The sequence below is a fragment of the Thalassospira sp. UBA1131 genome (assembly GCF_002311515.1).
GTDB lineage: Bacteria > Pseudomonadota > Alphaproteobacteria > Rhodospirillales > Thalassospiraceae > Thalassospira.
This window is the reverse complement of record NZ_DCAO01000030.1, coordinates 1-12,561: the sequence shown is the minus strand read 5'-3', so window position 1 is coordinate 12,561 and position 12,561 is coordinate 1. Positions and strand designations below refer to the sequence as shown.

11 protein-coding genes and 1 tRNA gene are annotated in these 12,561 nt (G+C 54.3%); 3 read left to right on the top strand and 9 right to left on the bottom strand.

Features of this window, described 5'->3' with window-relative positions:
• Positions 1–29: 29 nt before the first annotated feature.
• From B3Z49_RS04295 to B3Z49_RS04280, 4 genes are all read right to left on the bottom strand, one after another.
• Complete coding sequence (locus tag B3Z49_RS04295; RefSeq protein ID WP_064787564.1) at positions 30–305, bottom strand: DUF3572 domain-containing protein; 276 nt, start codon at positions 303–305, stop codon at positions 30–32.
• 28 nt (positions 306–333) lie between these two features.
• Positions 334–723, bottom strand: a complete 390-nt coding sequence (locus B3Z49_RS04290; protein WP_296988461.1) for a hypothetical protein — start codon at positions 721–723, stop codon at positions 334–336.
• A gap of 70 nt (positions 724–793) precedes the next feature.
• The gene (locus B3Z49_RS04285) at positions 794–3,535 is read right to left on the bottom strand and encodes a cation-transporting P-type ATPase (protein WP_296988459.1); all 2,742 of its coding nucleotides are present in this window, start codon (positions 3,533–3,535) and stop codon (positions 794–796) included.
• A 295-nt stretch (positions 3,536–3,830) separates the two neighbouring features.
• Positions 3,831–3,917, bottom strand: a tRNA-Leu gene (locus B3Z49_RS04280).
• Between the two features lie 200 nt (positions 3,918–4,117).
• On the opposite strand from B3Z49_RS04280, the gene B3Z49_RS04275 reads away from it, so the two are divergent.
• From B3Z49_RS04275 to B3Z49_RS04265, 3 genes are all read left to right on the top strand, one after another.
• Positions 4,118–5,521 (top strand): autotransporter domain-containing protein, encoded by a 1,404-nt coding sequence (locus B3Z49_RS04275; RefSeq protein ID WP_296988458.1) that lies wholly within the window; start codon positions 4,118–4,120, stop codon positions 5,519–5,521.
• 135 nt (positions 5,522–5,656) lie between these two features.
• Entirely contained in the window at positions 5,657–6,343 is a 687-nt protein-coding gene (bluB, locus tag B3Z49_RS04270) for a 5,6-dimethylbenzimidazole synthase (RefSeq protein ID WP_296988456.1), read from the top strand.
• 36 nt (positions 6,344–6,379) lie between these two features.
• A complete protein-coding gene (locus tag B3Z49_RS04265; protein ID WP_008888363.1) occupies positions 6,380–6,634 on the top strand; it encodes a hypothetical protein in 255 nt (84 codons plus the stop codon).
• Positions 6,635–6,680: 46 nt separating this feature from the next.
• Here B3Z49_RS04265 and B3Z49_RS04260 read toward each other — a convergent pair whose 3' ends face one another.
• The 5 genes from B3Z49_RS04260 to B3Z49_RS04240 form a co-directional block, all read right to left on the bottom strand.
• Positions 6,681–7,025 (bottom strand): hypothetical protein, encoded by a 345-nt coding sequence (locus tag B3Z49_RS04260; RefSeq protein ID WP_296988454.1) that lies wholly within the window; start codon positions 7,023–7,025, stop codon positions 6,681–6,683.
• 92 nt (positions 7,026–7,117) lie between these two features.
• Positions 7,118–7,879: a competence/damage-inducible protein A gene (locus B3Z49_RS04255; protein ID WP_296988452.1), complete on the bottom strand. Its 762-nt coding sequence runs from the start codon at positions 7,877–7,879 to the stop codon at positions 7,118–7,120.
• A gap of 62 nt (positions 7,880–7,941) precedes the next feature.
• On the bottom strand, positions 7,942–8,373 hold the full coding sequence (mutT, locus tag B3Z49_RS04250) for an 8-oxo-dGTP diphosphatase MutT (RefSeq protein WP_063088498.1): 432 nt from the start codon (positions 8,371–8,373) through the stop codon (positions 7,942–7,944).
• Between the two features lie 84 nt (positions 8,374–8,457).
• The gene (locus B3Z49_RS04245) at positions 8,458–10,320 is read right to left on the bottom strand and encodes a tetratricopeptide repeat protein (protein WP_296988450.1); all 1,863 of its coding nucleotides are present in this window, start codon (positions 10,318–10,320) and stop codon (positions 8,458–8,460) included.
• Between the two features lie 63 nt (positions 10,321–10,383).
• Positions 10,384–12,426 carry a tetratricopeptide repeat protein gene (locus B3Z49_RS04240; RefSeq protein ID WP_296988448.1) on the bottom strand — a complete coding sequence of 681 codons (2,043 nt, stop codon included), beginning with the start codon at positions 12,424–12,426 and terminating at the stop codon, positions 10,384–10,386.
• Positions 12,427–12,561 lie beyond the last annotated feature (135 nt).

The following is a 12,561-nucleotide window of genomic DNA, read 5'->3' as shown; positions in this document are numbered from 1 at the left end:
GCCTAGGCTGGTGTTTTGCCGGGCCGGGGTCAGTCCTGCCAGATCGGACCGCCGGACAATACAATCTGGGCGCGCGCCGGATCTTCCGGGGCATAACCCGACTCCTCGACAAAGCGCATCAGAAACGGTTCGTGCGACAGCAGGAATTCAAGCGCACCACACTGCACCTCGTTCGAGGCGATCCCGGCTTTGAGATCATCAAGCCCCATGCCGGTTTGCGCGATCAAGCCCTGAAGCAATTCGTCGTCGCCCGCGATATGGGCGATGGCGCGAATGGCGAGAGTTTCGGCAGCTTCCTTGTTCATATGTGCGAATGCCTGCTTGATAGAACTGTTATTTAAACCATTTTGCCTTGGACAAGGCGCGCCAGACAACAAGACCGGCAATCACAATGACGCCAGCGGCAATTGCGCCCAAGCCATTGCCCGCCACCAGCACCAGCCCCCAGAAGCCGACCGTCCCAAAGCCAATTGCCAGACTGAGGAAGGCGGACTTGGTCAGGGTGTCCTGATTTTTCTGGGCCATTTCGGCGCGCTTGATTTCATCGACGATCTCATACCAGGCCAGTTGCTGCCAACGGGAATATTTCAGCCCCTTGCGCGGCCCCTTGCGGAGGAATTCATCAAGCTGTTTGACGATATTGGCTGCGCGCTCTTCGGGGGCAACATATTTGCCAATCCGTTCTTTCTTGCGCGGGCCTTCGTCTTCATCAGGTAGGGTCATGGGGCTCCGGCATTTTGGTTGCGGCAGATGTGTCATGGATAGGCGACATCTGCTTTACATCCGGTAAACATTACCCTGTCTTGCGTTTCTGCCAGTGTCGCAGGAAAGCCTTTTCAATTTCGACCAGGACAAAGACGCTGAACCCGACCCCGACGGCCATCGCCCAGCCAAGCGGCGGGATGGCGACGCTTTCAAACAGATACTGCATCGGCGGGGCATAGGTGTAGATCAGCTGGAAAAGCACGACCAGTACGACCGCAATCAATACCGGTCGACTGCCCAAAAGCCCTTGTCTCGTGAATGCCGATGCGGTCAGGAAACGCGCGTTGAACAGATAGAACAGTTCAAACATCACAAGCGTGTTGACCGCGACCGTGCGCGACACTTCAAGGTCCGCCCCGCGGTTCTGGGACCAGACAAACACGCCGTACACACCGGCCACAAGAATGAGCGAGACAAAAATCGTCCGCCAGATCAGGAAGCCGGAAAGCAACGGTGCATCGCGCCGGCGCGGTTGACGTTTCATGACGTTGTCTTCGGCCGGTTCAAACGCAAGGGCGAGGGCGAGCGTCACCGCGGTGATCATATTAACCCACAGGATTTGTGGCGCGGTGATCGGCAACAATTGGCCTAGGGCCAGCGCCATGACGATGGTCAGGGCCTCCCCACCGCTGCTGGGCAGGATGAACAGGATCGATTTGACCAGATTGTCGTAGACCGTTCGGCCTTCTTCGACCGCGGCGGCGATCGATGCAAAATTGTCATCGACCAGCACCATTTCGGCGGCTTCCTTGGCGGCCTCATTGCCCTTTTGGCCCATGGCAACGCCGACATCGGCGCGCTTAAGCGCCGGGGCGTCATTAACGCCATCGCCGGTCATGGCAACGACATGACCCTCTGCCTGCAGCGCCTTGACCAGACGCAGCTTGTGTTCGGGACTGGTGCGGGCAAAAACGTGGGATTTCCGGGCGACGGCGCGCAATGCGTCGTCATCAAGCCCGTCCAGCTCATGGCCGCTGACCACAGGTTCGCCATCACCAAGGCCGAGTTGGCGGGCAATGGCACCGGCTGTCACCGCATGGTCGCCCGTGATCATTTTAACCGCGATCCCGGCAGCACGACATTTGGCAACGGCGGCGATGGCTTCGTCGCGCGGCGGGTCGACCAGGCCATAAAGGCCGATCAACACAAGGTCCTGTTTGACGTCATCAAACACCAGCTGGTGATGGCCGTTATGGGTCGGGCGGAAGGCAAGTGCCAGCACCCGCTGGCCATTTTCGGCCATTTCCTGCATGCGGGCTTCCCAATAGGGACGATCCAGGACTTCCTGATAATCCGGTCCGCCCTGAGAGTTGCACATGGCAAGGATACGTTCGGGCGCGCCTTTGACATAGATGAAGCCATGCCCCTTTGCATGGTGATGCAGGGTCGCCATGAAACGATGTTCGGATTCAAACGGGATAACGTCGTGGCGCGGCAATTGACGGTTTTCAGTGCCGGGTTCCAGTTCTGCCTTCATGGCAAGGGCCACCAGTGCGCCTTCGGTCGGGTCGCCATCGACCGACCATTGACCATCACTTTCATGCAGACCGGCGTCACTACACAAAAGTGCCCCGCGCGCCATTTCGGTCAGGCCGGGATGGTCATCAAGCGTGACCGGCTTGCCATCAAGTTCAAAACCACCTTCGGGGCGGTATCCTGTGCCGGTGACGGCATAAAGATGCTTGCCGGTGGCGAGCGACTGCACCGTCATTTCGTTGCGCGTCAGCGTGCCGGTCTTGTCCGAGCAGATGACGCTGACCGATCCCAATGCCTCTACCACCGGCAGACGGCGAATGATGGCGCGGCGTGCGGCCATGCGTTGCACGCCGGTGGCAAGGGCGATGGTCATGATTGCCGGAAGGCCTTCGGGGATGGCGGCGACGGCGAGCGCGACCGCACCGACAAACATGTCAGCCGCCCCGCGCCCATGCACCCAGACACCAATGGCAAAGGTCACGAAGGCGACCGCCATGATGGCGGCACTGAGTTTACGCCCGAAGGTCGACATTTGCCGCAGAAGCGGCGTTGTAAGGGTGGTGACTTCGGACAAAAGCGCGCTGATGCGGCCGATTTCGGTTTTGGCACCGGTGGCCACAACCACGCCGCAGCCCTGCCCATGGGTAACCATGGTGCCCGAATAGGCCATGGAAAAACGATCACCAAGCGCCGCGTCTTCGTCCACGGGGGAGACGGCCTTATCGACGGGGACAGATTCGCCCGTCAGGATGGCTTCCTGAATTTGCAGGCCCTTGACCCGGATCAGACGCACATCAGCCGGGACCTTGTCACCCGATTGCAAATGGATGATATCGCCGGGCACGACGTCTTCGGCGGGGATTTCGATTTTACGCCCGGCCCGCTCGACGATGGCGGCAAGCGAAAGCATATTTCGGATTGCTTCAAGCGCGCTTTCGGCCCGGCCTTCCTGCACAAAACCGATGATGGCGTTGATCACCACCACCGCCAGAATGACCGACGTGTCGACCCAGTGCGCCAAGGCCGCCGTGACGAGGGCCGCCAGCAGCAGGACATAAATCAGCACATTGTTGAATTGGGCCAGAAACCGGATCAGCGGCCCACGCCGACGCGGCGGATCAAGCCGGTTGGGACCATATTGCGCCAGACGTTCGGATGCTTGGTCTGCATCAAGGCCTTGCGGGTTTGTTTGGAAATCTTCAAGGGCCTGATCGGCGGGTAGTGCGTGCCATGCGCCGTCCTGCTGGATCGGGACACCCGAAAGTTCTGTGGATTTGGCAGCGACTTTGTTCATGGCAATGCTGGCCTGTTGATGGCGTGAATACGCACATCACAGATCCTATCGCACTGCAGCATCTCATACAAGAAGTCACCGATTGATCATCAGGTTACAAACAGTGCAGCGGCGGCAATGACACCAATGGCGATCAAGTGAACCATCTTCATTCTCCTGCATTGGGGATAAAACAATATCCACAGCAAACCTGTGACGGGATGTTCGCAGGATGAAATACGAAGCAGAGGATTTGATGACAGGAATTCGGCAATTTGGTGCCGGGACCGTAAACAGGGTCCGTTTGCCGATGCGCTGGTGCGGGCGGCCGGACTTGAACCGGCAAAGCCTTAGGGCTGACGGATTTTAAGTCCGCTGCGTTTACCAATTTCGCCACGCCCGCGACGCGCGTTGGGACCGGCCAAAGCCGGTGCAAAGCGTTCTAGCGCGGCTTGGTTTTTGACGCAACATTCTATTGGCGCTAATCGGCACCTTTGCGCGGTTAAACAGCAATGGGGCAGAACTGCCCGTGTTTCTCCATATTCCGTGCATTTTCGTCTGTCATGCTGGACCACTGACCCAAACAGTCACGTTTAAAGTCAGATGCACAGGCGTTTTCAAGCTGCCGTGATTGCCACGGTCTGTCTGGCGGCCGTTACCTATATCCTTCGACGGGAGATAAGCCAGCCGCCCATAATACCGCAGGCCTTTGCCCGCGATGATGCCGCACGGCCTGATGCACCGGTATTGCGCAACAAGACAACCACCCGTACCGCAAATCAGCAGCGTCACATGAACCGCCTGTATGACAAGATGGACGAAGACCTTTATGATAGTCGGGTGGCGCCCTTGTTGTTTGATGGCTTCCTTTCTCCGCCGCAACAGGCCACCGAACATCTGCAATTTGGCATGGGCACCCCAACGCCCAGCGAAATTCTGGCCGGTCGGAGTGCGCTTTCATCGCTTGCGCGCAAGCTTGACCTTGATAGTGCGGCGGGGACGTTCCCGACCCAATCGCGCAGCGTGCATGCACCGATCAGTATCTGGCTTGCGGGCAACCATTCCGAACTTGAAAACCGTATCACCGGGTCGGGCTATGATCCGGGCCTCAGTGGCGACACCATCTCGATTGATAGCGGAGTGGATTATCTGATTGATGACGGGCTTGTGCTTGGCATCGGGGTTGGCTGGGGCAGCACGGTTGGCGAATCCGGCACCCGGCAATTGGGCTATCGCGAGAACAATCTTGCCCTGTCGCCCTATTTCGTCTCGCGGGTGACAGACTGGTTTAACCTGCGCGGCAGCATCAGCCTTGGTCAAAGCACAATCCGCCAATCCCCGATTGGACCGGTGCCAGATAATCTGCGCTATGCCGAACGGCTTGATAGTACCAGCATTTCAAACAGCATCGGTTTTGGAACCGACTATGAGTTTGGCGCGGTGCCGCTGCGTATCCAGCTTGATGGCGATATCACGACTGCGCGCGAATATGTTGATGCGGCGCGCGCCACCAGTGGTGGACTTGTGCCCGGAAGCATCGCAACCACGCAGCTTTTTGATGCCTCGGTCGAGGCGCGCTATCGCCTTGGCTTTGGCAATCATGAAATCATTCCGTTTGCCGGACAGGACGAAACCATATCGCTTCTGAACCAGAATTACGGGCGCAGCGGATCGACGCGATATTATGCCGGGGCCGACTATGCCTATGATCCGCTGAGTTTTGATCTCAGCATTCAGGGGTTTCGCGATATCGCCACCGGAACTGAGGACATTACCGGCATTCGATCGGAGTTTTCCCTGATCCATGATGTCGCACAGTCATCGATGACGCTTGAGCCGTTTGTCAGCATTGAAAGCACCAATCTTTATCTTGATACCGGGGGCGGCATTACCCAGCAATGGGGCAGTTTCCCCGCCAGTGTCAGTTTCGAGTTGCGGCGAAAACTGAGCTATGAAGTGTCGCACGGCAACTATACCGGTTTTCTGACCATAGATGTGCCGTTCTAGGCTTACGCAAGCGCATAGTGCGCAAAAATCGGCTGTGATGGATCGATGAGATCATCTTGCTATTGGCGATAGCAGCGCTGACAGGTAGGGTGCAAAACAATTGAGATTTACCTCGCATTTCATCAGGCCCGCGCCATGACCAAACCAGATCAGATTGCCACAAACAGCGCCCCGGAAACGGACCTGACGCCGCCGGTTTTTGACCAGGCCTTTCAAAAGCAGTTCATCAATCTTTTGCTGTGGCGGCGCGATGTCCGGCGTTTTCGCACCGACCCGATCCCCAAGCGCGATATCGACGATCTGATCAAGGAAGCCTGCTTGGCGCCGTCGGTCGGCAATTGCCAGCCATGGCGCTTTGTGAAGGTCAATGACCCGAAACGCCGCAAGTCAATCCGCGACAGTTTCGAGCGCGCCAATAACGAAGCACTTAATGACTATCACGGTGAACGCGCCAAGCTTTATGCGTCGCTGAAGCTTCAGGGTATGGATCAGGCCCCGGTACAGTTGGCCGTGTTTGCCGATGAAGAAACCGAAGCCGGCATGGGCCTTGGGCGCAAGACCATGCCTGAAATGCTTGATTATTCTGCAGTCGCCGCCGTGCAGTTGCTTTGGCTGGCCGCACGTGTGAAGGGCATCGGGGTTGGCTGGGTTTCGATCCTTGAGCCGGATGTGGTTGGCAAGACACTTGATGTGCCAGACCATTGGCGCCTCATTGCCTATCTGTGCATCGGATACCCGGAAGAAGATCACGTCGTGCCCGAACTGGTGCGCGAAGGCTGGCAGGATCGCATTGATCCCGATGCGCTGACACTTGAACGCTGATTGCCAAACCATATTTCAGAACGCAAGGAATACCGAATGTCTGGCGAACCAAGCCAACCAAACAATCCCGAACAGCCGCCGCAAAAAAAGGGACTGTCGAACGGGGTCTATTTCAAGATCATGGGCTATCTTCTGACCGCGGGTTGGGTCGGGATCATTCTGGCCGCATCCGGCGGGGATTCGAGCCACCCGTTGTTTGATTACATTTTCATCGTGCCGTTGGCCGGCTGGATCATCGGGATGCTGGTTGCGCGCGTGATCGCCAAGAAATCCGGTGCGGACCGGCCATAAGGCAGGTGTTCATCGTTCCAGAAAGGCGCCACCAAACGGCGCCTTTTTATTTTCTGTCATCTGAATTGCGATTGCGCGTCCGTTCATCGCGATAGCGGTCATCATCGGAAAAGCCGCCAAGCGTCATGATCCCGATGCCCAGACTGATGCTGCCAAACGTCACAAACAGGCCGAAAAACAGCAGGAAGATAAAGATCGGCGCATCGCGCGATGACGTCGCAAGGCTGTAAATCCCGCCAATATCGAAATACAGAACCAACGCCCCGAACACCAGCGCGCCAAACCCGCCGTAAGCTGTATGTTCGATCATGAATTTCACAATCGACCGGGCTTCGCGGGCGGCCTGACTGTTGCGCGCGTCATGATGCGGATCATGGTTCTGATCGGTCATGTTGTCTTCCCATAAAAGGTCAGAACAATTCTAGACACAGCCCCAAGACATTACCTTGATCAAACGCAATTCAGGACCACTGGCCAAGGCGATCAGACAGCACCGGTATCCTCGATCACATCCTTGCCGCCTTCGATGATGGCAAGGCGAATGCGATCAGATGCCTGATTGACGTCATCGGCACTCTCGCCACGCACCACCAATGTGGTACCTAGCTTTCCTTCACGCAGGAAGGGGTAGGAACCGATATCGGTTTCGGGGAAATCAGCCTGAATTTCGCCAAGCACCTTGGCGATCGTGCCTTCGGGGATATAGCCGCCAACGGAACGCGATACCATCGGCTTGCCGCCGATCAGCTGATGTTTGATGCCCTGGAACATGGCCTGCATGATCATCGGCACACCGGCCATGACATAGACGTTTTCCACGCGGAAGCCTGGTGCCTTGGAAATCGGGTTCTGGATCAGCTCCGCCCCGACCGGAATGCGTGCCATGCGCAGGCGCGCTTCATTGAGGTCTTCGGGGTTTTCATAATGACTTTTAAGCAAGTCATGGGCGTCTGCATTGAGTTCAATCGCCACCCCGAAGGCCTTGGCGACACATTCCGATGTGATGTCATCGTGGGTCGGGCCAATGCCGCCGGTGGTAAAGACGTAATCGAATTTTGCCCGGCATTCATTGACCGTATCAATGATGGTGGCTTCGATATCGGGAATGACACGGGTCTCGGCAAGGCGGACACCAAGCGCGTTCAGTTCCTCTGCCAGATAGGGCAGGTTCTTGTCATGGGTGCGGCCAGACAGGATTTCATTGCCGATAATAATCAGACAGGCACGGACCGGATCAGACATCATATCCCCACAACATCATTCAAACTTCAATGCGCGATCTCATACGCCACAAACGGGCGGATGGCTCACAGAAAATCGCGCAGCATCGCCACAAGCGGCACATCAGCCGGCGGCATCGGATAATCGCCCAGACGAACCGGGCGCACCCATTTCACCTGCTGGCCTTCCATCGGGGTGATTTCACCCTTCCAGACGCGGCAGAGATAAAGCGGCATCATCAGATGGAAATCATCATAGGTGAAAGATGCAAAGGTAAAGGGTGCAAGGCAGCTTTCGGTAATATCAATACCAAGCTCTTCCTTGAGCTCCCGCACCAGCGCCATTTCTGGTGTTTCACCCGCCTCGACCTTGCCGCCCGGGAATTCCCACAGGCCAGCCATGGATTTGCCTTCCGGGCGCTGGGCGATCAGTACACGATGATCGATATCGACCAGTGCGACCGCACTGACGAACACGGTTTTTTCCGGGATTTTGCCTTGGCGCAGGTCAACCGACATGCAGCCTTTATCTGGTTGTTGTATTGTCATGGCACTGTTTTATCGCGCCATCAAACCTTCGCCAAGTGCAGAAAGCATCGACGGTCACTTTGCGCTGGTCAGATCAATGTCATCCGGTGCAAGGCCCTGCAGGTATCGGTCATATGCGGCTTCGAATGCAGCTTCGATGTCTCGTGTGTAGGTAACCGTGTCAAACAGCGGACAGGTCTTGATCTGTTCCTGTAATTTCTGCTTCAAGGCCGCGGTCTTTTCGGGATGAAGCGCCAGATCCAGTGCAATGGCTTCATAGTCCGCTTCATCCTTGGCAATCAGCTCAGACATATTGGCTGCCGTCAAAATGCTGGCCGCCACACGAGCGGCAAATTGCTCTCCGGGCAAGGTCACGAGTGGCAAGCCGGCCCAAAGCGCATCACTCGCCGTCGTGTGCGCGTTGACATTAAAGGTATCGAGTAATAGGTCGCCATGTTTGTGCCGCGCGAGATGTTCCGGTTCCGGCATCTTGTCGGCAAAGACCAAACGGTCGGGATCAATACCGCGCTTTTGCGCTTCCTTGCGCAGGTTTTCGGCGGCGTAATCGTTGCCCTTGAACAACCAAAGAACCGAGCCCTCAACCTTACTCAGAAGCCGCATCCAGATATCAAATTCCCGCGGGGTTATCTTGTAGGTGTTGTTGAAACTACAGAATACAAAGCCGGTTTCCGGAAGACCGAAATCAGCGCGCGTTGTGTTCGTCGCCGGAATTCGGCGCTGATCATCGTTGGGCTGATAGCAATTTGGCAGATAGATCAGCTTTTCAGAAAAATACTGTTTGTGCGTTTCAGGCACCGTGACCTTATCAACAATCATATATTCGATGAAGTCAGCCCCGATGGAGCCCGGATTGCCAAGATAATTGATCTGAACCGGGGCGATGCGCCGGGCAAAGATACCAATCCGCCCCATCCGCGTGTGGCCCTTAAGATCGATGGCGATATCGATGTTCTTTTCACGCGCGAGCTGCACAATCGCCTCGTCCGAAGAACCCGAGACATCAGAGAAACTATCAAAATAGTTCATCGCCTGATCAAGGCTCCGGCTTTCCTTGACCACCCCATATGAGAAGCCGTGAATTTCGAATTTGTCGTGATCATGATTTCGGAGAAGCCCCATCATCAGCGATAGTGTCGCATGGTCATGGAAGTCGGCTGAAAAATAGCCGATACGCAATTTGGCCGGGCGCGTTGATGCCCCCCCCTCTTGCCAGGTCGCCCCTTGTCCGAATTTGGCCGAGACGAATTTCCGACATCGGGCCAATTGCCTTTTCGGCGCGTCTTCAAGTGTTAGCAGCGAAAATGGTGTTACTTCTTCGCCCTCTATTCCCAGTGTCTTGGCGACACGCGAAAAGGCATTAAGCCAGGACCAATCGCACATCATCGCCAAACTATAGAACCGGTTTGCCACGGCACTTTTCAAATCCGGGTTCAGAGCGTTGGCCTTGGCGTAGCTTTGGGCTGCTGCGGGTAATTGCCCCTTGCTAAAAAACACATGGGCCAAGTTGGCATAGGCGTCGGCGAATTGCGGGTCGAGCTGAAGCGCCTTGGCAAAATACTGCTGGGCAGTATCAAGCTGCCCAACTGTCATCAGGACAATGCCGGCTCCGTTATAGGCTGGGGCATAGTTGGCGTCGCAACTTGCCGCGCGCTGATAGCATTGAAGTGCTTCGTTGAACTTGCCGATGCTTTGATAAAACACACCAAGATTTTGATGCGATTTGGGGTTTTGCGGCGCAAGTTCGACAACCTTCTCGAAGCATATCGCTGCCTGCCCATTATCCTTTATAAGGAAGTGGGCATTTGCCAAAACATCCCAAAGCACAACCGCCTTGGGTTCGGTTTTCAGATATTCTTCGCACATGGAAATGGCCAGATCCGGCTGATTATTCGCGATCGCCTTTTTTGCGCGCGACACCAATTTTTCCAACGCCGTGCTCAAAAATTTTTCCTCATTCCTAATACAACATTCGCCCGCAGGTTAAGAACTTGCAAGATCAATGTCCGCAGGTGACTGGTTCCTGAGATAACGTTCATAGGCCGCTTCATAGCCCCGCTCCAGATCAAGGGTATATGACTTGCTATCAAAGAGCGGGCAGGTTTTAACGTTTTCTGCCACCTTGGCCTTCAAGGCCGCAGCCTTTTGCGGGTGAAGCGCCAGATCAAGGGCAATGGCCTCGTACTCTTCCTCTGTTTCTGCAATCAGTTCCGGCAAATTTGCGGCATTTAGAACACTTGCCGCAACACGAGCTGCAAACTGCTTACCAACCTTGGTTACAAGTGGCAGCCCCGCCCACAATGCATCACTTGCCGTGGTGTGCGCATTCACATTAAAACAATCAAGGAACAGGTCACCGTGCTTCTGACGACCGAGATGTTTTTTCTCGCTTACGCGGTCGGCAAATATCAGCCGATCAGGATTAATCCCGTGTGCAGATGCTTCGTTGCGCAGATTTTCCTCGGCCCACGTGTTTGGACGTAACAGCCAAAGAACACTTCCTTCGACCTTATCAAGTAATCGCATCCAAATATCGAATTCACGTGGGGAAATCTTGTAGTTTGCATTAAAGCAACAGAATACGAAGCCTGTTTCTGGCAAGCCTAGGTCGTGACGCGACTGTGTATTTTCCTCGAACTTTCGGTCACTATCATTGGGCTGGTAGCTATGTGGCATATAGATGATGTTCTCGGAGTAACAATTCCTGAACTGTTCTGGAATGATCGTGTGATCCGCGATCAGATAATCAATAAAGTTGCTGCCCATAGTTCCGGGATAGCCGACATAGTTGATCTGGATCGGCGCAAGTCGATGGGCAAACAGAAACGTGCGCGCTTCCTGTGTGTAACCTTTAAGATCAATAGCGATATCAATGCCCTGCTCGCGCGCATGTTTGACGATTTCTTCGTCCGACCTATCTTGTACTTCCCAGAATTTATCAACCATTTGATGAAGTTGATTGCGTCGCTCCCCCTCGGTGACTTTGCCATAACTATAAGCCTGAATTTCAAACTTTTCTGCATCGTGGGCAGCAAACAACCCCATCATCAAAGACAACGTCGCATGGTTGTGAAAGTCTGCCGAGAAATAGCCAATCTTCAACTTCTCAGGACGTTTTTCAGGGTGTGAGAAGGACGGATAGGTTTTAAATATATCGTAGTCCAAAGCCCTGACTTCAGAACGTCTAAGCTGCCTAAGCGGGTCATCTTCGTGAGTTAAAGTGGAAAACGGGGAAACCGAATTGCCGGGCGTACCGATCGTATCAAATGTCTCAAAACCTAAGGGTAGTTCAGACCAATCACATAACTTGGCACGTAAATAGAGATATTGCGTAACGCCAGAACTATACGCAGAGTTTAGCTGCAGAGCTTGTTCAACAGCCTGCTTTGCAGCCAAAAACTTCTGTTGAGCATACAACACGTTGGCGAAGTTAATGTAGGAACCGAAGAAGCTTGGATTAAGCTTTATGGCTCTGATACAGGCCTTTTCCGCTTCATCATACCGGCCAAGCGACGATAAAATACCGCTTATACTACTGTGGAATCCAACATTATCCGGCTCAAGAATAATCGCGTTCTGAAATGCTGTAATAGCATTATCCAACTTTCCCTGACTATGGAACAAAACAGCAATATTGCCCCATGCCAGAACGTAATTTCGATCAATCTCCAGTGCTTTACGCAGACATCTCTCGGCATCAATCGTGTTTTTTATCTGAAAATATGCCATTCCCAGCATATTCCATGCAGATACATAGCCCGGTACGTCTTTGACCAGTTGTTCAAGGATAGCTATGCCGCGTTTTACATCTCCTTGATCAATCTGTTTTTTAGCAACAGTGTATAAGTCTTGAGGTGTCTTTACGCTTACAGGAACACCTTTGCGCAACTTCTCAAGAGCTGCCTTTGCACGTGTGTTTTTCGGGAAATCCTGAAGAAACTGTTCGTACAGCTTGATCGCTTCGTCAATCTGGCCCTGATTTTCGAGCTTTTTTGCGCGTTTGGACAGTTGATCGAATGAGGACACTTTGACTGGATCTCCGAATTTGAACTTTGCCCGGAAAGTCTAGGGAGCAGGCAATTAAGGACTAATAAATACATCCCAACAATACACATGCGACGTGCTGCTTTACAGGTCTGGATTGTCAAAATCCGAGGACAT

Coding starts and splice junctions, on each gene's coding strand:
- B3Z49_RS04290 (WP_296988461.1), bottom strand. CDS start 723: ATGACCCTACCTGATGAAGACGAAGGCCCGCGCAAGAAAGAACGGATT.
- mutT (WP_063088498.1), bottom strand. CDS start 8,373: ATGTCGGTTGACCTGCGCCAAGGCAAAATCCCGGAAAAAACCGTGTTC.
- bluB (WP_296988456.1), top strand. CDS start 5,657: ATGACCAAACCAGATCAGATTGCCACAAACAGCGCCCCGGAAACGGAC.
- B3Z49_RS04255 (WP_296988452.1), bottom strand. CDS start 7,879: ATGATGTCTGATCCGGTCCGTGCCTGTCTGATTATTATCGGCAATGAA.
- B3Z49_RS04265 (WP_008888363.1), top strand. CDS start 6,380: ATGTCTGGCGAACCAAGCCAACCAAACAATCCCGAACAGCCGCCGCAA.
- B3Z49_RS04285 (WP_296988459.1), bottom strand. CDS start 3,535: ATGAACAAAGTCGCTGCCAAATCCACAGAACTTTCGGGTGTCCCGATC.
- B3Z49_RS04295 (WP_064787564.1), bottom strand. CDS start 305: ATGAACAAGGAAGCTGCCGAAACTCTCGCCATTCGCGCCATCGCCCAT.
- B3Z49_RS04275 (WP_296988458.1), top strand. CDS start 4,118: ATGCACAGGCGTTTTCAAGCTGCCGTGATTGCCACGGTCTGTCTGGCG.
- B3Z49_RS04260 (WP_296988454.1), bottom strand. CDS start 7,025: ATGACCGATCAGAACCATGATCCGCATCATGACGCGCGCAACAGTCAG.